Origin of the sequence: Trinickia diaoshuihuensis (genome assembly GCF_003390925.1) — a bacterium.
GTDB classification, from domain to species: domain Bacteria; phylum Pseudomonadota; class Gammaproteobacteria; order Burkholderiales; family Burkholderiaceae; genus Trinickia; species Trinickia diaoshuihuensis.
In genome coordinates this window covers 24,680-45,353 of the sequence record NZ_QUBS01000074.1, presented here as the reverse complement: position 1 = coordinate 45,353, position 20,674 = coordinate 24,680, and the positions used below count along the sequence as shown (strand labels likewise).

Sequence of the window (20,674 nt, the reverse complement as noted above, 5' to 3'; positions counted from 1 at the left end):
TGCGCCGGGCGTCAGCGTGGACGGCCGAACGCTTCGCGCAGTTTTCCCTTGGCGGCCTCCAGTACCGCGCGGCGCGATTTGGGCAGGTTCTTGCCCGCCCGGTTGATGTAGAAATTGAGCATCGACATGGCCGATTGGTACGGCGTGCCGCGCCGTCGCTTGCTCGCGAGCGACGAACGTTTGAGCGATTGCGCGATGTCCTCGGCGTTGCCGGATTTGAAGATGCCGCCCTCGAGATCGAGCGCGTCGCTCTTTTGCATGACTTCATGGGACCAGCGGCGCGGCTCGCGGCCGCCGCCGGCATGCGCGCGTGCTCGTTCGTGGTGGGCTCGGCTTTGCGCATGGCGCTGGCGCGGCGGGTGAGCGCCGCGGCGCCGCGTCGAAGAGTGAGTCGATGAGGAAGGCATCGGTTCTAGTCCGTTCGAAATGGGCTTGTGCCGTCGTGGCGACGCCCCGGTTCGACGCAATGCGCATGCCATGGACGAACGTCGCGCCACTCGCTTGGCATGAATGATGCGTCCCTTGCGACGCGCCACGAGCGGGATGCCGTATTGGCTCGCTCGCGGGCGGAGCCGTGTTTCGTAAATACAATTCGATGGAGAAAACCCATGGCGAATCAACCGTTTTTGTCGGACGTCCAGGCCATTCGCAAGCGTGCGCGCGAGCATATCGAAGAAGGGGCCGTGACCGCCGGCTATCAGGCCGATCGCGCAACGGTTTTGAAGTTGCTCAACGATGCGCTCGCCACCGAAATCGTGTGCACCTTGCGCTACCGCCGCCACTATTTCATGGCGAAGGGCATTCACTCAAAGGGTGTCGCGGACGAGTTTCTCGAACACTCGAACGAAGAGCAATCGCACGCCGACCAACTGGCCGAACGCATCGTGCAACTCGGGGGAGAACCGAACTTCTCGCCCGACGGTCTGCTCACACGCAGCCACGCCGAATACGTCGAGGGCACTTCCCTCGTCGATATGATCAAGGAAGACCTCGTTGCCGAACGCGTTGCGATCGACAGCTATCGCGAGATCATTGCGTTCCTCGGCGAGAAGGACCCCACGTCGCGCCGTTTGATGGAAAGCATCCTCGAAGTGGAAGAGGAGCATGCCGACGATATGTCCGATTTGCTGGCTGGTCTGCCAGAAGAGATCAAGCGCTAAGCGCCCGGCGCGATCGATCGGTTAGGCACCGCAATTGCTGCGGTGCATGCAGTTCTTCACTTCATCTAGAGGAGCTGCGCCGATGACTACCAAGACTAAAACGCTGGAAGGTTGCAAAGTCGCCATGCTGGCGATGGACGGCTTCGAAGAGGCCGAACTCGTTGAGCCGAAGCGCGCGCTCTCGGAAGCCGGCGCCCTCGTGCACGTGATTTCGAAAAAACCCGGGCAGATTCAGGGCTTTCGTCATACCGAGCGGGCCGGCATGGTGACGGTCGATGCGACGTTCGATCAAGTGCGCCCCGAGCAGTACGATGCCGTCGTGTTGCCCGGTGGCGTCGTCAATGGCGATGCGATCCGGACCGTGCCCGAGGCGCAGGCGTTCGTGCGGGCGCTCGACGAAGCGCACAAGCCCGTTGCCGTGATTTGTCATGGCGGATGGCTGCCGATCTCGGCCGGTATCGTCAAGGGCCACACGATGACGAGCTGGCCCAGCTTGCAAGACGACCTGCGCAATGCGGGCGCGACCTGGGTCGACGAGGAAGTCGTCGAAGACGGCAATTTCATCACGAGCCGCAAGCCCGACGATATTCCCGCCTTCAATCAAAAACTCATCGCGCGGCTCGAACATCGAGGCGCCGCGCAATGAGCGCTCGCGTGCGGGCCAGGCAGCGGAGCGATCGGTAGAGGTGCCTATGCGCGTGACCTTTCCTGACGACGATCCCGTTTTCGACGGCGCGCAAATGGTCGTGCGATTCGTTGCGGCGGTCGATGACGTGCCGGTGTCTTGCGCGATTACGGCCGAGGCGCTCGAGGATCATTTCGGCGCAGGCTCGACGTTGGAGGCGGAACTGTTGCGTGCCTACGCGCGGGGCCGCGACCGCATTCGCGCCGTTTGCACGCGTGCGATCGAGGAGAGCCGCGGCGCGGCTGTGGTGCTGCGCAGCGGCTTGTTCCGTATCGCGTCGGCATCGAACGGACCGGTGCTGAACGAGTGAAATAAGGAGGACATCTCATGTCGTTGATCGTCGCGGGTCGTTTTACGACGTTCGCCGATGCCGAGGCCGCGGCCAATCGGCTATTCGCGGCCGGCTTCGTGCAGGAGGACGTCACGCTGTTCTTCGTCAATCCGCGCGGACAGCACGCGCGTTTTCCGATCGGCGGCGACCGCTATGCGGACCCGCAAGCGGCGCGCGCCTCGAAAGGCGCGGGTAAAGGCGGCGCGATCGGCGCGGTAATCGGGGCGGTGATCGGCGTTGCGCTGTTCAGTGCGTTTTCGTCGCCGTTCCTCGTCCTCGTCATCGCGGCCGGCGTGGGCGCCTATATCGGTTCGCTCGCCGGCGCCATGTCGCACACGCGCGGGGGCGGCAAGCGAGCCGAAAGCGAGGTGCCTCACGAATCTCGCGACTCGGGCGTGCTCGTCGCCGTTCATGTCTCGCCCGACAATCAGCATGAGGCCGCGCGGGTGCTGCGCGAGGCGGGCAGTTTGGAAGTCGAGCGCGCTCATGGGCGCTGGCAGCACGGGCGCTGGGCCGACTTCGATCCGACCAAGGATGTCGAACCGATCCAAAGCGCGTCGAGCGCCGGCGATTCCGCGACGCCGGCCGAGGTACGCGCGAACCGTTAAACCTCCGACCTAATGGGCATAGTCATTGCAGTATGAAGCGAGCGTTGCCTCGAATGAATCACAACGCTAAGTGCCTGCCGCGGTGAACCAGCGCGGCGGCGACGCCTAAGCCGGCGCGCCGGCATTCATCAGGAGGACCTCATGCTTCGATATGCAGTCATTTTCTTTATCATCGCGCTCATTGCGGCCGTCTTCGGTTTCACCGGCATCGCCGCCGGCGCCGCGGAGATCGCGAAGATTCTGTTCTTCATCTTCCTCGTGATCTTCCTCGCGACGCTCTTGATCGGCGTATTCAGGTGACGCTCCAAGAGAAATAGCGACAGTTGCCGTGCAGGGATTACGAGCGGGTTGCAAGGAATGCCGATCCGTTGCGATCCCTGCATCGGCACTCCATCAGCATGGCGGATAAGCTCGAAACCTATCGACGAAAACGGCGCTTCGACGAAACACCGGAGCCTTCGGGTGCACGGAGCGCCGGCAAGGCAGCGGGCGAACGAGCCGAGCCCGCGCTGTCGTATCTCATCCAAGAGCATCACGCTCGGCACTTGCATTACGATTTCCGGCTCGAACTCGACGGCACGCTCAAGTCGTGGGCGATTCCGAAAGGTCCTTGCCTCGACCCGGCTGTGAAGCGGCTCGCGGTGCACGTGGAGGATCATCCGCTCGAGTACGGAACGTTCGAAGGCGAGATCCCGCAGGGTAATTACGGCGCGGGTACCGTCATCGTTTGGGATCGCGGCACGTGGGAGCCGGACGGCGGCGTCGCGCAGGCCCGCAAAGCGTACGAGGCCGGAAAGCTCAAGTTCACGCTGCATGGCAGGAAACTGAAAGGGGGATGGGCGCTCGTGCGCAGTCGCATGCGCGGCAGCGGCGACAAAGAACAATGGCTGCTGATCAAGGAGCGCGACGACGAGGCGCGCCCGGAAGCCAACTACGACGTGCTTGAGCAGCGGCCCGGAAGCGCATTGGAGAACGATGCGGCGAGTCGAGGTCGAGCCGCGAAGGGCGCTAAGCGATCTAAGCCAGCTATGCCAGCTAAGCCAGCGCCGCCCCCTGAGGCCGGCGAGCCGCGCGCGGATCGGCCCGACATCGTGGCGACGCGCACGTCGCAATCGCTGCGCGAGCTCGCGGCGTCTCCTTCGATCGAGGGTGCCGCGAAGGCACGTCTGCCGCAGACTTTGAAGCCGCAATTGGCCACATTGGTCGACGAGGTGCCGCGAGCCGGGGAGTGGTCGTACGAGGTCAAGTTCGACGGCTATCGCGTGCTGGCGCGTATCGACCATGGCGAGCCGGACCAGCCTGTGCGGATTTTCACGCGCAGCGGCCTCGATTGGACGGAAAAGTTCAAGCGTCAGGCCGACGCGTTCGGCGCATTGGATCTCGACACGGCATGGGTCGACGGCGAAGCAGTGGTGCTCGACGAGCGCGGCGTGCCGAGCTTTCAATCGCTCCAAAACGCGTTCGATGCGAATCGTCCGCAAGACATCGTCGTATTCGCCTTCGATCTGCCTTATCTGAACGGATACGACTTGCGCAATGTGCCGCTCGTGCAGCGCAGGGCATTGCTGCGCGCGGTACTCGAAGGGGCCGCCGACGGCACGCTGCGTTTTTCCGCCGATTTCGCGCTCGACCCGCACTCGTTGCTCGATAGCGCTTGCGAAATGGCGCTCGAGGGAATCGTGGGCAAGCGCATCGATAGCCCCTACGTCTCGACGCGAAGCGGCGCATGGATCAAACTGCGTTGCAGGCGCAGACAGGAATTCGTGATCGGCGGCTATTCGGAACCGAGCGGCAGCCGCACCGGGTTCGGCGCGCTGCTGCTCGGCGTCTAGGATGCGCAGGGCAAGCTGCATTACGCCGGCCGTGTCGGCACGGGCTTCGACACCGCCACGCTGCGTTCGATCAAGCACGAACTCGACGCGAGAGAAACGGCGCGTTCGCCATTTGCCGAGCCGCCGAGCGAGCGTAGCCGGACGAAGGTCCATTGGGTTCGGCCCGAACTCGTGGCCGAGTGCAATTTCGCCGAGTGGACGAGCGAGCGTATCGTTCGCCAAGCATCGTTCATTAGTTTGCGGCGCGATAAGCCCGCGCGAGAAATCGGGCGGGAAAAACCCGGCAAACCCGCTGCCGAAGGCGAGGGCACGCCGGCGAAAGCGAGCCGTGCAAAGCAGGCGGGCAAGATAGGCAAAACGACGAAAGCGACCGTAGCCGGCGAGGCGAAAATGAAACGCAAGCAGCAGGATGCCGAGCCCTTGAAGGAGGGCGAGCGTGTGGCGGGCGTGCGTATCTCGCATCCGGCGCGCATCATCGACAAATCGATCGGGTTCGAAAAGGGCGATTTGGTTCGCTACTTCGAGCGCATTGCACCGTGGCTGTTGCCGCACGTCAAGGACCGGCCGGTCGCGCTGGTGCGCGCCCCCGAGGGGATCGAGGGCGAGCTTTTTTTCCAAAAGCATGCCAACCGCTTATCGATACCGTTCGTGACTTCGCACGAGGGTCTGGATCCCGGCCATCCGCCGTTGATTACGCTCGATAGCGCGCAGGCACTGATCGGCGCCGCGCAAATGGGTACGGTCGAATTGCACACCTGGAACGCGGTGGCGTCCAACATCGAAAAGCCGGACCGCATCGTATTCGACCTCGACCCGGACCCTGCGCTCGGCTGGGAGCGCATGATCGAAGCTGCGCAGTTGACGCGCGAACTGCTGACGGAGCTTGGACTGCGCTCATGGTGCAAGACGAGCGGCGGGAAAGGGTTGCATGTCGTCGTGCCGCTCGCGCGGCATGCCGGATGGGACGACGTCAAGGCGTTTGCGCAGGCCGCCGCGCAACACATGGCCGCCACGCTGCCCGATCGCTTCAGCGCGAAGATGGGCGCGCAAAACCGCCGCGGCCGAATCTTCGTCGACTATCTGCGCAACAACCGCGGATCGAGTACGGTCGCGGCGTTTTCGCCGCGCGCCCGCCCGTCGATGGGCGTGTCGGTGCCGATCGCGTGGGACGAGCTGCCCGATACGACGGGCGGCGCGCAGTGGACCGTCGAGAACGTCCATGAACGGCTCCAATCGTTGGGCGCCGATCCTTGGGCCGACTATGCCGGTACGAAGCAGCGTATTACGCGCGAGATGCGGGAACGGCTCGGCCTAAACGGGAAATGACCCCGGCTTTCTAGCGCCGACAGGCGTGCTTCTTGCGCGACATCGGGTCTCCGGAACCGACTCGATTGGAGGCACAGATGGCGCAAACGGTGGGCGACTTCATCGTCGAAAGATTGCATGAGTGGGGCGTGCGGCGCATGTTCGGCTACCCCGGCGACGGCATCAACGGACTGTTCGGCGCGCTGCGGCGCGCGGGCGGCAAGATCGAATTCGTGCAGGCGCGTCACGAGGAAATGGCCGCATTCATGGCGAGCGCGCATGCGAAGTTTACGGGCGAATTGGGCGTGTGCGTGGCCACTTCGGGCCCCGGTGCGGCTCACCTGGTGACGGGCCTCTACGATGCCCGGCTCGATCATATGCCCGTGCTGGCGATCTGCGGACAGCAGGCGCGTTCGGCATTGGGCTCGCACTATCAGCAGGAAGTCGACATCGTGTCGATGCTCAAGGATGTCGCCGGATCCTACGTGGAGCAAGCGAGCGTGCCGTCACAAGTGCGGCATATGGTCGATCGCGCGGTGCGTATCGCACTCTCGCAACGTCGCGTGACGGCGATCGTGCTGCCGAACGACTTACAGGAACTCGAATACTCGCCGCCGCCGCGCAAACACGGCACGGCCCATTCGGGCGTGGGCTACTCGCGCCCGCGCGTCATGCCTGAACCCGCCGATCTCGCGCGCGCCGCGGAAGTGCTCAACGCGGGCAAACACGTGGCGATCCTAGTGGGCGCTGGTGCGCTGCACGCCACCGATGAAGTCATCGCGGTTGCCGAACGATTGAAGGCCGGCGTGGCGAAGGCCCTGCTCGGCAAAGCCGTGGTTCCCGACGAATATCCTTGGGTCACGGGCTCGATCGGCTTGCTTGGCACGAAGCCGAGCTGGGAGTTGATGACGCATTGCGATACGTTGCTGATGATCGGCTCGGGCTTTCCTTATTCGGAATTTCTGCCGAAGGAAGGCGATGCGCGCGGCGTGCAGATCGACCTCGGCGCCGACATGTTGAGCCTGCGCTATCCGATGGAGGTCAATCTCGTCGGCGATAGCGCGGAAACGCTGCGGGCGCTGCTGCCGCTGCTCGATCAAAAGACCGACGACGCATGGCGCAAGCGGATCGAGGGCTGGACTTCGGAATGGTGGGACACGCTCGACAAGCGCGCGAAGGAACCCGCGAAGCGCGGCGTCAATCCGCAGAGAATCTTTACCGAACTTTCGCCGAAGCTCTCGTCGGATTTCATTTTGACGAGCGACTCGGGCTCGTGCGCCAATTGGTATGCGCGCGACATCAAGATCCGGCGCGGGATGATGTGCTCGCTGTCGGGCGGACTGGCATCGATGGGCGCGGCAGTGCCGTATGCGATCGCCGCGAAGTTCGCCCATCCCGACCGGCCCGTCATCGCGATGGTAGGCGACGGAGCGATGCAGATGAACAACATGGCCGAACTCATTACGGTCGCCAAATACTGGCAGCAATGGAAGGACGGCCGGTGGATCTGCATGGTGATGAACAACGAAGACCTGAACCAAGTGACGTGGGAGCAGCGCGTCATGGAGGGCGATCCGAAATTCGAGGCTTCGCAAGACCTGCCGAACGTACCGTTTCACCGGTTTGCCGAATTGATCGGTCTCAAAGGGATTTACGTGGATACGCCCGAGGCGATCGGGCCGGCTTGGGACGAGGCGCTAGCGGCCGGGCGGCCGGTCGTGCTCGAAGTGAAGACCGATCCGGAGGTGCCGCCGCTGCCGCCGCACGTCACGCTCGTGCAAGCGCGCAAATTTATGCGGACGTTGATGGAAGGGGATCCGGAGGAGGGCAGCGTGATCGTCAACACGGCCAGGCAAGTGATGGCCTCGGTGTTGCCGGGTAAGAAGGATTCCTAACGTCCCGGACATGCGCGCCGCCGAATTGGCAACGCTTGGGTAGCGCGTCAGAAGGAAAGTGTGAGCGTGCCTTGGACGCTATAGTCTTGCGCATGTCCGGCGAATTGCCCGCGATAGCTGATGCCGAGCGTGGCCGCCCGGGTCAACGCGAAGTCCACGCCCGCGTCGACGCTCGCCGCATCCCGAGCGATCGGCACGCCCGCGACCGTGAAGGGGCTGCCGCCCGCGAACGCCAGCGTGGCGAGCGGCGTCGTGTTGCCGAAGCCATGACGCCAGCCGAGTTCGCCACGCACGGTGGTTTTCCAGCCGCGGAGCCGATAGACCTTGGCGCCCCTGAGGCCGAGCGCGCCGAAGACGAGACGGGTATCGCTGCCCGCGCTCGTGAGTGCGGCGGTGCTGCCGGTCTCGGTGAAATCGGCGGTACGAACGCCGATCGAAGCGAGATCGACGAACGGTTCGAGCGAAACGGAATGGGAGGCCAAGCGGTAACCGAGTTCGCCGAACCCTTGCAGCGTCGATGCGCCGTAATGCCCGCTCAGTTGCTGCGAAAAGCCGGGGAACGCTACCGTGCGATGCGTATCGACGTCGTGCCGGGTATAGGCGACCCCGAAGCGCAGGCCCAGCGCCCCCCATTGCGAGCCGCCGTAAGCCGCTAGATGACCGTCCACGCTTGCGCCCGACGAATCGCGCGGGCCTGCCTCGAAGCGCGAATGGCCGGCGCCCGCCAGGACGCCGAAGCGCCAGGTGCGCATCGCCGGGAGGTCGGCGCCAATGAACAGGCCGCCGAGCGACCGTTCGAAGGTCGTCGCATTGCCGTCGCCGTTCCATTGATTCCATGCGCCGAAGCCTTGCGCCCAGAAACCGAGGCGACCGAGCTCCGCGCGCACGGGCGCATCGTCCGTCGCCATCTCGGCCGACGTAGCCACGCTCGAATCGGCTTCGGCGGCCAAGGACGAACGCACGCGCGCGAGAGCCGCATCGCGCGGCGCGCGGCTGTCATCGATCATCATGCTCTTTTGCGAGGCGTAGACCTCGCCGGAAATCGCATCGAGGGCAGCACGCGCACTCACCGCGTCAGGCTCGGATGCGATCGCGTCATAGAGCGCGTTGCCTTGGCCTAGGCTTTGCACGCCGCTGCCCGCCGCGCACTGGTTGCGGGTTTGCGCGGCGCTGCAAAACGATGCGCCGTTGCGCGTGCTGTCGAGGTAGACGTGATTGGCATCGTAGGCGAGCGAGAGATCGACGAAGGGCAGGTCCCGCGTGAGCGAATCGAATGCGCCGGTAACGCCGCCTTTTGCGGAAACGATGGTCCATTGACTGCCCGGCGTAAAGATACCGGGTCCCATCAGCACCCGGACGGTGCCCCCGTTGATCGTCGCACGGCCGCTCGCCGAGACGAGGTCGCTGCCTCGATCGGGCAGGATGTCGGCGGCGTAGATCGAGCCGGGATCGAACGTGATGTCGCCGTTGACATGCAGCGTGCCGGGCGAATGGCCGGGGGCGACGGTGCCGCCGGAGGCGATCGTCGTGGTCCCGACGACGCCCGTCCCGGCGAGCGTGCCGCCCGAGTGTACCGCCATCGTGCCGCCGAGCGTGCCGTCCACCGCGAGCGTCCCGGCCGAGACAATGGTCGTACCGGAAAACGCCGAGGAGTTGCCGGCGAGGTCGGTCGAGCCGGAGCCGATTTGCTCGATCGAGCCGGCGCCTTTGACCTTGCCGTCGAACACCACGGCATCGGAGCGATTGAACGCGAGCGTACCGTTATCTGCGACGTTGCCCGAGATCGACCCCGAAGTACCTCCGTTGCCCAGTTGCAGCGTGCCCGCGGAGATCGTCGTACCGCCTTGATAATGGTTATCGCCGGTCAGCACGACTGTGCCGCCTCCTGCCTGCGTGACGCTGCCCGAACCGCCGATGGTGCCGCCGAGCGTCCAAGTATCGGCGCGATCGAGCACGAGGTGGCTGTCGTTGTCGATATTGCCTTGGACCGAACCTGCCGTGCCTCCGTTGCCGAGTTGCAGCGTGCCCTCCAAGATCTGCGTGCCGCCGGTATATGCGTTGTTTGCCTCGAACATTAGGGTGCCGGCGCCGCTCTTTTGCAGCCCTCCCGCGCCGCGGACGGTACCGCTCAAGACGAGATCGGCGTCGGTCTTGAACTGTGCGTTACCGGCGCCGAGCGTGACGCTGCGCGCGGATGTGACGGCGGCGGTGGTTTGGAGCGTGCCGCCGTCGACGACGAGGGCACCGGAGGCTGCGCCTAAGTTGGCGTCCGATGAGATCGATACGGTGCCGCCCGTGACGAACGTACCGCCCGCGTAGGTGTTTTGACCGGCGAGGACGAGGGTGCCCGAGTCGGTTTTCTCCAAACCTCCCGCGCCGGTGAGCGGCGCTGCGATCGTCGCCGTAAGCGTACGGCTCAGCGCGCCGCCGCCTGTGCCGACGCGAATGAGGGTCTTCGCGTCGCCGAGCGCGATCGCGGCGCCCTCGAGGCGGTAACCGTCCGCGGCGAACTGCATGCCGTCGATCGAAATGGCGCCGGCGCCGGCGTCGACCTGCACGGTACCCGCGTGCGCCGCGAAGATCGCGAATTGGCCGTTTTTCCAATTGGCGTTGACCGAACCGTCGGACGTGGTCCAATTGTTGTTGGCCGCATCCCAGGTGCCGCTGCCGCCATCGACGGCCCCGTTGTTGTGAGTGGCGGCCGCGCCTCCGTCCCAGTAGTTGACCGAGGCCCCGCCGGTGCTCACGAGGTCGACTTCATGCGCGATCGACGTTTGCACCGACAGATCGCTCGCATTGATGCCGGCCGGGATGCCGCCGATCGACAGACCGTTATTCGTTAGTACGCCCGAGTAGTCGAACAAGCGATAGAGGCCCTTGCCGAACCCGCCGAGGTCGATGACATCGAGCGTGCCCGCGAGCGTGAGATTACCGGCCACGTTGAAGACGCCCGCCGAGTGGTCCGGCTGACCGAGTGCGATCGCCACGGTCGAGCTGTTCGACAGTGTGAGGTTGCCGCCGAACGTCAGCACGTCGCCTTGCCGCCCGGCGAGTGTGCTCGATCCTATGGCGACGTTGCCCGCGAGCGTGCCGGTGCCTTGCAGCGTACCGCCGTTGACGGCGACGTTGCCGCCAAGTATGCCGTCGACCGCGAGCGTCCCGGCCTCGACGGTGGTTGAGCCGGTGAACGCGGCGCTATTGCCCGTTAGCGCGACCATGCCGGAGCCTTTTTGGACGACGTTGCCCGCGCCGCTGATCGAGCCCGCGTAGTTGAAGGTATTGCCGTCGTTGAATTGGAGTGTGCCGTGGTTCGTGATGGCGCTCGTGAACGGCTCGTCGAAGCCGTCGCCGATCGCCAGCGTCCCGGCCGCGATCGTGGTGGTACCCGAATAGGTGCCCGAGCCGGTCAGCGTCAGCGTGCCGGAGCCGCTCTTGGTCAAGCCGCCGACGCCGGAGATCGTCCCGGATAAGCTCAACGGAGCGTCGGTTTGCACCGTACCGCTGCTTGCCCCGAGCGTGATGTCGCGCGCCGAGTCGAACGCCGTCGTGCTCTCGAGCGTGCCGCTGTTCAAGACGAGTGCGCCGGTCCCGAGATTGGCGTCGGCGGATACGGCGAGCACGCCGCCGTCGACGAGCGTGTCGCCTTGATAGGCGTTCACACCGGAGAAGACCTGCGTGCCCCCCGCGATGGTCACGCCACCGTTGCCCGATATAGTGCCCGCGTAGTTGCCGGCATCGGCGAACGTGCCGCCGCCCTGAGCGTGCGCGATGACGAGTGTCTTATCGCCCAACACGACGGTGCCGGTGGAGGCGCCTGAGAGACTTTGCACCGTTGCGCCGTCGGCCGCGATCCCTGCGACATCGAGCGTGCTATCGACGTGCACGTCGCTCGCGCGTGACAGATCGCCGTCGGCGCCTAGCGCGAGCGCGCCTTGCTCGATTGCCCATGAGTGGCTGTCGCTGACACTGCCTGTCACCGTCCACGTGCCGGCGCCGGTCTTTCGGTATTGCGCGAAGCCTTGATATTGCTCCCGGTTGGTCGTGTTATCGAGTGCGGTGACGATCTTGCCGAGGTCGAAGTTGCCGTCGGACGAGCCGCCCAGTGCGAGCGTGTTGCCGGTGCCGAGCGCGAGCACCTTTCCATGTACGACGTACCCGGCTTGCAGTTCGAACAGATTGCCGTTGCCGTTCAATTCGACGGAGATACCGCCCGGCGCCGTTTGCGATCGGTCGGACAGCAACCATCCTCCTTCGATGTCGCCGCCGCTGCCGTTGACGATCGTATTGCCGTTGCCATGCACTTGCAGGCCGACCGCGAGCGGTGCGGTGCCGGCCGAGCCGCCCGGGTTGACGAAGCCTTGATTCAAGAAGGTGTTGTTGCTGCCGTAGATGTCGATCGCATCGCCGCCGCGCCCGTCGGGAACGCCGCCTAGCCCCGGTGCGCCGTTGCCGCCGCCGAATCCGTTGTTGTAGCCTTGGCTGGCGTTCGCAATCGTCGCCGCGCTGCTCTCCACGACGATGCCGACACCGCCGCTGCCGCCCGACTGACCGCCTTCGCCTCCTTTGATCTCGGCGTTGGTCGTGCTCAGCGTCAGCGTCTTGCCTTGGAAAAATAAGCCCACGCCGCCCCCGCCGCCGCCCGTGCCCGATACGCCGTCGCCCCCGGCGCCTCCTGTGATGTAGATGCCGTCATCGATGAGCGTGTCGCCGGCAAAGACGAGCGCGGCCCCGCCGCCGCCCGCTCCCGCGGCCGTGCCGGTGCCTCCCAAGCCGCCGGCCAAACGAACGCTGTTCCCTGCCGTCAACGTCAAGTTGCCGGAAGTCACCACCTTCGCGGGACCGCCGCCGCCGCCGCCGATACTGGCTGCGCCCGCTACGCCATTGCCGCCGCTCAACGTGCCGCCGGCTGGGCTTTGTCCGGCCGCGCCGCCGCAGCCCGTGCCCCGCGGAGCGGTCTCGCAGTTCGTCGCCCCCGCGCCATTGCCGCCTTGCGCAAACGTGCCCGCGGCACCCGGAGTGGGCCCCGTACTTCCTCCGGCGCCACCACCGTTGCCGCCTCCGCCGTTCCCGCCGCTACCCGACGCGGCTCGCGCGCCGGCGCCGCCGCCGGCATCGACGACCTGCGCCGAGCACGGTTGGAGACAGGCCGAGGCGATCGCCCCGACGGCCGACAGCGCCATCACCCAGGTACTCAAGCGGGATCGCCGCCGGCTCCCGTGTACGGGCCCCACGTCCCTCGGGCTCATGACACGTGCCAACGCGGGGTCACGAAAAGTGCTCTCGTCTGCAATGGTCATCGTCGGGTCGCGGCTCGTTGTTGGAATGCGGTGGCGATTCGTCTCGCCCGCGCTCGCGGGCTATTTCATCGAGTCGTGCGTCGCTTTGATTGGGCGAATTATCGGTAATTGGCAAATATATAAACAACAAAAAGATGATCGTTTGATCGAAGTTTGATCTTTGATCTCACTATTTAAGTGGATGGCGATCGATGTCGCGATCTGGAGGGCTGTGCGCACGTATTGGAGAAAGTGGCGGGGCGCCATTGGGATTGATTTTCATTAATTGGGATGAGTTAAAAATTCAGTCGAATTTTATTTGACAGTCGTATTGCAGGCCGACAAGATTCAAAACGCAAAAAGCAGTGCAACGACGGTGCGATAGCGAGACGAGGCGGGGGTGGTTCATTCCCGCTAACCCGGTTGTGCCTTAATCACGGAGACGTGCATCATGTCGCGAGATGACGAAAGACATGTGTTGGCAGGCGGTGGCGGCACGATCGCGATCAGCCCCGGCGCGGCCACGAAGATCTACCCGCACCAAGGGCGTTATATCGTTGCGACGGTGAAGATGACGAGCCCCAATACGATTCCTGCCGGCGCGACAATAGATTTCTCGGGCAACGGCGCGGGGCCTAGCCAGCACTTCGAGCCCCTGTCTTATGAGCCGGATTGGACCGCGGTTCCGATCGATATCGCCGTTGGAGACAACACGACGGGGACGGCTAGGCTATGTATTCGTCACATGCCAGGCGACACGACGAACTCGATCGTCGTCAAAGCGAGGGCAGGGGCCGGCTGGGTGACGAAACCGGACGACGCCCCCACCGTCACCTACACGGTGCTGGCGACAGAGCCGGACGTGGCATGCACGGGACCCTCGCAAGTGCTGCTCCCTATTGCGAACGCAGACAATCTGACACCGAGCTCGACCCAGTACACCACTGCGTTCACGTGCAAAGTCACGGACGGGGGTGTGCCGGTGAAGGGCTACGTGATCGAGTGGCACGAGGCGGCCCGGGACTCGCTCGGACTCTTTAGCGTCCTGATGAACGCATACGTTTCGCCGACCGCGACGTATCAAGACAGTTTGCAGCAATCCAATAGCGGTTTGCTCGTCGACGACCGCGTCCAAGGCGGCTATTTCGTGCGGATGGAAACCGACGACACGGGGTCCGCCAATCTCTATTTGGTAGGCAAATCCACCCAGGGCGCAACGGCGGCGGGTATCCGCGCACTCTACAACTTCACGACCAGTGACGAGCATGCCAGGTCGTTTCTCGTGGTCGATCCAAAGCTAACGGCCCTCTCGGAACGCGCGCCGGAGGTGGAAGGGGTCGTGGGGAAAATACTGGACTACACGAAATTGCAAGACCCGCCCAATGTCGGCGTCTATATTCCGAGCTATTCGAATCCGCGCCCGAACGACCTCATTTACCTGCTCGTGAACGGACGGATCGCCGCGGGGCCGTTCTACAGTCCGATGCCGGACGGCGGACAGTGGAACGCTTCGTTCCTCGAGAGCCTTGGCTATAGCGATACGGGTGATCATGCGAACCAGCAAAACGAAGTGCTCTTTATCGTCTTCAACAGCGAATCTGGCGTCGTCAAGCCCAGTCTGATCAACGAATTTGCCGGCCGCGGCGATAACCAGTCGGGCCCCGCCATCCCCACCGGCGGTACGCTCGACGAAGCCGAACTGTACCCGCTCAAACACGTGATCAACGCTCAAACGCTGAATGGCCAGGTCGCGTTCAAGGTCGGGCTCAAGCAATCGAACTGGACCGCGAAAGCAGACGATCTATTGACCGCGACGGCAGTCTTAACCGGCTTTCAAGTCAATTCCGACGCCGCGCGCATGCCGGCTCGGATATCGGCCAATCCCATCAAGCTGGCGGACGAAGACATATCGAAAGGGTATGCCGTGTTGTCGTTTCCAAGCTCCGACCCATTCCGGGGCTGGGACACGATGGCCGACTATCCGTACACGAAAGGCCATTGCTATTTCGTGTACCAGGTGCAAAGGGCGGGTGCGCCGCTCCTGAGCTCCCGCGTGTGTAAGACCAGGCTGAATACGGCCGATATGAGCTAGCGCTTTGCGAACCGTGCGCGGCGAGAAACTCGGGCGCGGCGCAAAGAGGCGAAGATCGCACGATGACCGACGACAATGAAGGTGCGCCGTTGCGCGACGATATCGAACTGGACCCGCCGGCGCTTCCGCAAGCGGTAGGGGAAGACGGGCAATGGATCATTCGCGTGGACGACCTTTCTCCGGGCGACAAAATCGTCGTCCAGGTGCGGGACGGTCAACGTAACTGGCATCCGACACCTGGCGATACTCTGCGGGGATGCTTGAACGAGAGGCTCTCGGAAAACGTCGTTTATATCGATACGAATAACATAGGCGATGGTGCGTGGGACACGAAATTCGATCCCGCGGCGACGCCGGACGGCACGTATCAGGCCGCTTACGTGAAGACGAACGAAGTTGGCGATCCGGTTCGATCGCAGTCCGTAGCGGTGGTAATCTCCGGCTCCTCGGCGCCTTCTTATGGATTGACGCTCGCTTCGCTGACATCGGGCGGCGAACCGGCGGACGGCAATGCGAAAAATGCCGCCCAGGCCGTCGTCACCCAAAGCGGCCACGGACTTGCCCGGCCGATGACGGTGCGTTTCGTTTTCTTGGACGGCTCGGCCCGCTTCGATACGAGCGGGCCTGATGTCCAATCCGGATCGGACGAACATACGCTTGATGTGCTTACACATAAGGATGCGCAAGGCCGAGATATTGCCGAAGCACGGTTCTCCGATACGATCGCCGAGACAGTGACTGTCCAGGCGTGCGTGTACCGGCAACCGGGCGGCTCATCACGAACTCAGGACTTCGTCTTCAAGCCCGTATCGACTCGACGCTATATCGTCACGATCACCGATCGGCCTTCGTCGCTGTCCGATGGGGGATCAGGACGCGTATCGGGTACCGTGGTGGATGCGATGAGCCAGACCGTTGTCAACGGTACCTGTCATGCCGAATACGTTTGGCCCGTCGGCGGTGACGACAGCGCGCCCGTCACGAACGGGACGTTTCATGTCGACGTCTATGGCGAGTACGCGAGCGGGAGGCAGGCGCGACGCGGCGCCGTGACGGTGCGATACGGCGATGGTCACGATCAAGCGGGTATCTATGTCTTCCCCTTGCCGCCGATTTAAAGCGGGCCATCGTTAGCGGCTCAACGCCTCATGCCTCATGCGCTTAGGCGGAGGCGGCGTGGTCCCTGCGCCGCGCTAGCAGAGCGAATACGCCGAGACCGAGTGCCGCCAGCGCACCGAGGGCGGCACCGCGATGCGTGTCGAGCCAAAGCGACGCGCAGGTCGATTTCGCCTCGTGACTGAAAGAACCGCGCAACCGATGCATGCCGGGCACGGGATGCCACAGATCGACCGGCTGCTCGGGATCGGTTGCGCTATCGCGTTGCTGGGCGCGGAACGCACGTTTGGCCAGGTAGCGGTCGAGATAGCCCGGAGCGATTTTGTTGGCCGCGATCGCTTTGATCGAAGACAAGCCGACATGCAATTCCCGCCGAGGATGCTTTGCTGCCCAAACGATCGCGCGCGCGGCGACTTCCGGTTCGTACACGGGGGCGACCGGACGCGGCGCACCGGGCATGCGGCTGGCCGCCCAGTCGAATTGCGGCGTATTGAGCGCTGGCATCTGCACCATGGTCACGCGGACATCGCTTTTGTCGTGCAAAAGCTCGCAGCGCAGCGCGTCGGTGAAGCCGCGGATGGCATACTTGGCGCCGCAGTAGGCGGCTTGCAAGGGAATGGCGCGATAGGCGAGGGCCGAGCCCACTTGCACGATGACGCCCTTATCGCGTTCGCTCATGCGCTTGAGCGCGGCCATCGTGCCCCACACGTAGCCGAGGTACGTGACTTCGGTGATACGCGCGAATTCGGCGGGCGCCGTCCGCGAGACCGGGGCAAACATCGTCACCATCGCATTGTTGACCCAGACGTCGATAGGACCGAGTTCGCGCTCGACGCGATCGGCCGCGGCCTCCACAGCTTGCGCGGAACTCATATCGGTGACGATCGGCAATGCGCGCACGCCATAGCCGCTTGCAATGTCGGCGACTTCGGCGAGCGCTTGTTCGTCGCGCGCGAGTAGCGCGACGTCGGCGCCTTGGCGGGCGAAGGCGAGTGCGGCCGCGCGGCCCACGCCCGCGCTGGCTCCGGTGACGACGACGATGTTCGGCAGGCGGCGCGAACGCACCATGGCGGTCTCCGAAAAAGGAACGAAAGGACGCCGTGCTCCGGCCGCTCTGCGCCGCGGGCCCGGCGCCTGCTTCCTTGCATAGGCCGTGCCGGGTCCGGGAGGAACGCTTTGCGCGTTGCGGCATCCGCCTTGCTCGGCGATACGCTCAAGGGCCGCGTTTGCATGGGCGCCGCGCCATCAACCTCTCGTCTTTCCACCATGGGTCGGTACTGCCTGTCATGAGCGCTCTCTTGCTGTCTCGCGTGCAGTTTGCGTGGGTTATCGCACTGCATATCTTGCTGCCGGCTTTCACGGTCGGCCTTTCTTGTTACATCGCCACGCTTGAAGTGCTGTGGTGGGCAACCGGGCGCGATGTCTATCGGCGGCTGTCGTCGTTTTGGATTCGCATTTTCGCGGTGTCGTTCGGTATGGGTGTCGTATCGGGCATCGTGATGCCGTTTCAATTCGGCACGAATTGGAGCCGATTCGTGGCGGCCACGTCGAGCGCGATCGGTTCGTTGATGGCGTATGAAGTGCTGACCGCGTTCTTTCTCGAATCGGCGTTTCTCGGCGTGCTGCTCTTCGGCCGCAAGCTCGTACCGCAGTGGGCGCACGTGCTGTCCGCGATGTTCGTCGCGCTCGGTACGTTGATGTCTTCGTTCTGGATTTTGGCCGTCAACAGTTGGATGCAAACGCCTCGCGGCTATCGCATCGTCGATGGCAAGTTCGTGCCGGACAGCATGCTCGCGATTATTTTCAATCCGTCGTTTCCGTATCGCCTGGCCCATACCGTCACGGCCTTTCTGGTGACTACCGCATTCGTGATCTTGGGCGTCGGGGCGCACTACTTGTTGAAAGGGCGCTCGCGCGAAGAGGGGCGCGTGATGGTAAAGATGGCGCTTTGGTTTCTCGTGGCGATGGTGCCGGCTCAGATCGCGATCGGCGACGAGCACGGACGCAATACGCTCGAATACCAGCCGGCGAAGCTTGCCGCGATGGAAGGGCTCTGGGATACCGGCCGGCGTGTGCCTGCGAACTTGTTCTCCATTCCCGACGATGAGCAAGAGCGCAATCATTTCGAAATCTCCATTCCCGTACTCGGGAGCATCTATCTGACGCACGATCCGAATGGGCTCGTACATGGATTGAAGGACTGGCCGCGTGCGGACCGGCCGAACGTGCCGATCGTATTCTTCGCGTTTCATCTCATGGTTGGGGTCGCGATGCTGATGCTCGCGATCGTGATCGGCGGGCTCGTGCTTTGGCCGAAGCGAAGGCTCTATGACAGTGCGCGTTGGCTCGCAGTCTGCCGCATCGCGAGCCCGCTCGGTTTCATCGCCGTACTAGCGGGCTGGACGACGACCGAGGCGGGCCGTCAACCGTGGACCGTTTACGGATTGATGCGCACGGCCGATTCGGTGAGTCCCTCGCTGACGACCGGCGACGTATCGCTGTCGCTCGCGTTATACGTGATCAGCTATCTGTTTATTTTCGGCTGCGGCGGCGTGCTGATCGCGCGGCTGCTGCGCCTGGGACCGGACGGCAAGCAACCGGCGCCGGCCACGATCAATCGCCGCGCGGCGCGGCCGCTGTCCGCCGTGCAGCATGTCGACGATGCGGCGGAACCGACAGGAATGCCGGGCACGAACGGAGGCAAGAATGACGCAGCTTGACTTGGTGCCGCTGTGGGCGGCGATTCTAGGCTTTGCGGTCCTGATGTATATCCTGCTGGACGGTTTCGACCTGGGCGTCGGCATTTTATTTTTGCTGCGGAAGAACGAGGCCGATCGCGACGTCATGATGGCGTCCGTCTCGCCGGTTTGGGATTTCAACGAGACGTGGCTCGTGCTGGGGGGCGGGGGGCTGTTGGCGGTGTTTCCGGGGGCGTTCGCGATCATCGTGCCGGCGGTGTACTTTCCGGTGCTGTTGATGCTGCTGGGGTTGATCTTTCGGGGCGTCGCCTTCGAGTTTCGAGCGGTGCCCGGCGCGAACCGGCGGCTCTGGAATATCGCATTCGCCTGCGGCTCGATCCTCGCGAGCTTCGCGCAGGGCGTGATACTGGGGATGTTCGTGCAAGGGTTCAACGAGGCCGGCGGGCAGTTCGTCGGGACGAGTTGGGACTGGGTGCGGCCGTTCCCTATCTTTGCCGGTTTCGGGCTTATCGCGGGGTATGCGTTGCAGGGCGCCACGTGGCTCATCATGAAGACGCAAGGGCGGCTGCAAATTTGGGCGCGGCGCGTCGCGCAGCGCGTGATGGTGCTCGTATTCGTCTTCATCGGCGTAGTGAGCATCGTGACGCCGCTGTTTAGTCCACGCATTGCCGAGCGCTGGTTTACCTGGCCGAATCTTGCGTTTTTCGCGCCGGTGCCGCTCGTGACGCTGCTGCTCGCGGGCTTGCTCGTGCGCGGGGCGGGACGGGGGCGCGAGGTATTGCCGTTCGTGTGTTCCGTGGGGCTTTTCTTTTTATCGTTCTCGGGGCTCGTGATCAGCCTTTGGCCCATGATTGCGCCGCCGTCGGTCACGCTATGGCAAGCCGCGGCGGCGCCGGTGTCGCATGAGTTCTTGATGATCGGTACGGCGTTCGTTTTGCCGATTTTGCTGATCTATGTCGTCTGGTCGTACTGGGTGTTTCGCGGGAAGGCCAGCGAACATGGGGGGTATGGGCATGAGTGAGGGGAATGGTGCATAGACCTCCGCTATCGCCGCGCCGCTTGGGCGCGGCCGTCCGTTCACCCGTGTGAGAATCCGTTGCCGGTGCGCTCCAACGTAAACACTTGCTCGGCCCGTGTCCCATTACGTTCGGGGATATCCACCGTACCGTGATATGCCACGCGCCATCCCTCTCGCGTCGCGACGATCGGCAAGTTGCCTCCCACGCGGCTGTCCAAGTCGACGAGGCCGTCGGGATGCACGGGAATATTGTTTTCAAGTGTCGCGTTCGAGTTGATGATGTTGTCGCGCCACATCGACGCTTCGCGCTTCGCTTCCAAACCCTTCCCATCCGTATCCACCGTATTGTCCGACGCAGCCATGCCCGCGTTATCGACCGAGACGGTCCGCGCGTTCGCGCGGGCGACGGGGTCGGGGCTATCGGCGTCCTTCATCCCATGTTCGATCGCGGGCAACGGCGCCGGATCTTTTGCGGCGACCGCTTCGGCTGACGTCGCGCGTTTGGTCTTGCCGAACTCCTTTCCCTGCGTCTTTGCATCGGGCATCTGGCCGCCGGCGGCCGGCGTCTTCGCCGGGCTCTTCGCCGCGATTTCATTTTGCTGAGCTTGCGTCGGATTGTTCTGCGCGTTCTCTGCCATCGCTGATCTCCGGAATGAT

At 63.8% G+C, this 20,674-nt stretch carries 14 protein-coding genes and 1 pseudogene; 11 read left to right on the top strand and 4 right to left on the bottom strand.

The features are described 5' to 3' along the window. Positions 1-11: 11 nt before the first annotated feature. On the bottom strand, positions 12-407 hold the full coding sequence (locus DXT59_RS15110; protein WP_116137698.1) for a DUF3175 domain-containing protein: 396 nt from the start codon (positions 405-407) through the stop codon (positions 12-14). Positions 408-608: 201 nt separating this feature from the next. On the opposite strand from DXT59_RS15110, the gene DXT59_RS15105 reads away from it, so the two are divergent. From DXT59_RS15105 to DXT59_RS15075, 7 genes and pseudogenes are all read left to right on the top strand, one after another. Next, positions 609-1,160: a ferritin-like domain-containing protein gene (locus tag DXT59_RS15105; protein WP_116137697.1), complete on the top strand. Its 552-nt coding sequence runs from the start codon at positions 609-611 to the stop codon at positions 1,158-1,160. Between the two features lie 82 nt (positions 1,161-1,242). Then, entirely contained in the window at positions 1,243-1,806 is a 564-nt protein-coding gene (locus DXT59_RS15100) for a type 1 glutamine amidotransferase domain-containing protein (protein WP_116137696.1), read from the top strand. 46 nt (positions 1,807-1,852) lie between these two features. Continuing rightward, a complete protein-coding gene (locus DXT59_RS15095) occupies positions 1,853-2,155 on the top strand; it encodes a DUF1488 family protein (RefSeq protein ID WP_116137695.1) in 303 nt (100 codons plus the stop codon). A 17-nt stretch (positions 2,156-2,172) separates the two neighbouring features. Further along, entirely contained in the window at positions 2,173-2,784 is a 612-nt protein-coding gene (locus DXT59_RS15090) for a hypothetical protein (RefSeq protein ID WP_116137694.1), read from the top strand. Positions 2,785-2,925: 141 nt separating this feature from the next. After that, positions 2,926-3,084 (top strand): DUF1328 domain-containing protein, encoded by a 159-nt coding sequence (locus DXT59_RS15085; protein WP_102647309.1) that lies wholly within the window; start codon positions 2,926-2,928, stop codon positions 3,082-3,084. Positions 3,085-3,182: 98 nt separating this feature from the next. After that, positions 3,183-5,942 (top strand): annotated as a pseudogene (gene ligD / locus DXT59_RS15080) (DNA ligase D). 77 nt (positions 5,943-6,019) lie between these two features. Beyond that, on the top strand, positions 6,020-7,816 hold the full coding sequence (locus DXT59_RS15075; RefSeq protein ID WP_116137693.1) for a thiamine pyrophosphate-requiring protein: 1,797 nt from the start codon (positions 6,020-6,022) through the stop codon (positions 7,814-7,816). Between the two features lie 47 nt (positions 7,817-7,863). Here the strand turns inward: DXT59_RS15075 and DXT59_RS30640 are convergent, their stop codons facing one another. Continuing rightward, on the bottom strand, positions 7,864-13,011 hold the full coding sequence (locus DXT59_RS30640) for an autotransporter domain-containing protein (RefSeq protein ID WP_205417432.1): 5,148 nt from the start codon (positions 13,009-13,011) through the stop codon (positions 7,864-7,866). Positions 13,012-13,543: 532 nt separating this feature from the next. Between DXT59_RS30640 and DXT59_RS15035 the strand changes: the two genes are divergently transcribed. Both DXT59_RS15035 and DXT59_RS15030 read left to right on the top strand, forming a co-directional pair. Next, the gene (locus DXT59_RS15035; RefSeq protein ID WP_116137692.1) at positions 13,544-15,184 is read left to right on the top strand and encodes a hypothetical protein; all 1,641 of its coding nucleotides are present in this window, start codon (positions 13,544-13,546) and stop codon (positions 15,182-15,184) included. A 62-nt stretch (positions 15,185-15,246) separates the two neighbouring features. Continuing rightward, entirely contained in the window at positions 15,247-16,302 is a 1,056-nt protein-coding gene (locus tag DXT59_RS15030) for a hypothetical protein (protein WP_116137691.1), read from the top strand. A 43-nt stretch (positions 16,303-16,345) separates the two neighbouring features. Here DXT59_RS15030 and DXT59_RS15025 read toward each other — a convergent pair whose 3' ends face one another. Next, on the bottom strand, positions 16,346-17,368 hold the full coding sequence (locus DXT59_RS15025) for an SDR family oxidoreductase (protein WP_116137690.1): 1,023 nt from the start codon (positions 17,366-17,368) through the stop codon (positions 16,346-16,348). A 218-nt stretch (positions 17,369-17,586) separates the two neighbouring features. On the opposite strand from DXT59_RS15025, the gene DXT59_RS15020 reads away from it, so the two are divergent. Both DXT59_RS15020 and cydB read left to right on the top strand, forming a co-directional pair. Then, on the top strand, positions 17,587-19,020 hold the full coding sequence (locus DXT59_RS15020) for a cytochrome ubiquinol oxidase subunit I (RefSeq protein ID WP_162878092.1): 1,434 nt from the start codon (positions 17,587-17,589) through the stop codon (positions 19,018-19,020). Further along, entirely contained in the window at positions 19,007-20,020 is a 1,014-nt protein-coding gene (gene cydB, locus DXT59_RS15015) for a cytochrome d ubiquinol oxidase subunit II (RefSeq protein ID WP_116137689.1), read from the top strand. Before DXT59_RS15020 ends, cydB begins: the two co-directional genes overlap by 14 nt. Before the next feature lie 56 nt (positions 20,021-20,076). On the opposite strand, the gene DXT59_RS15010 is transcribed toward cydB, so the two are convergent. Next, complete coding sequence (locus DXT59_RS15010; RefSeq protein WP_116137688.1) at positions 20,077-20,655, bottom strand: DUF3005 domain-containing protein; 579 nt, start codon at positions 20,653-20,655, stop codon at positions 20,077-20,079. Between the last annotated feature and the right edge of the window lie 19 nt (positions 20,656-20,674).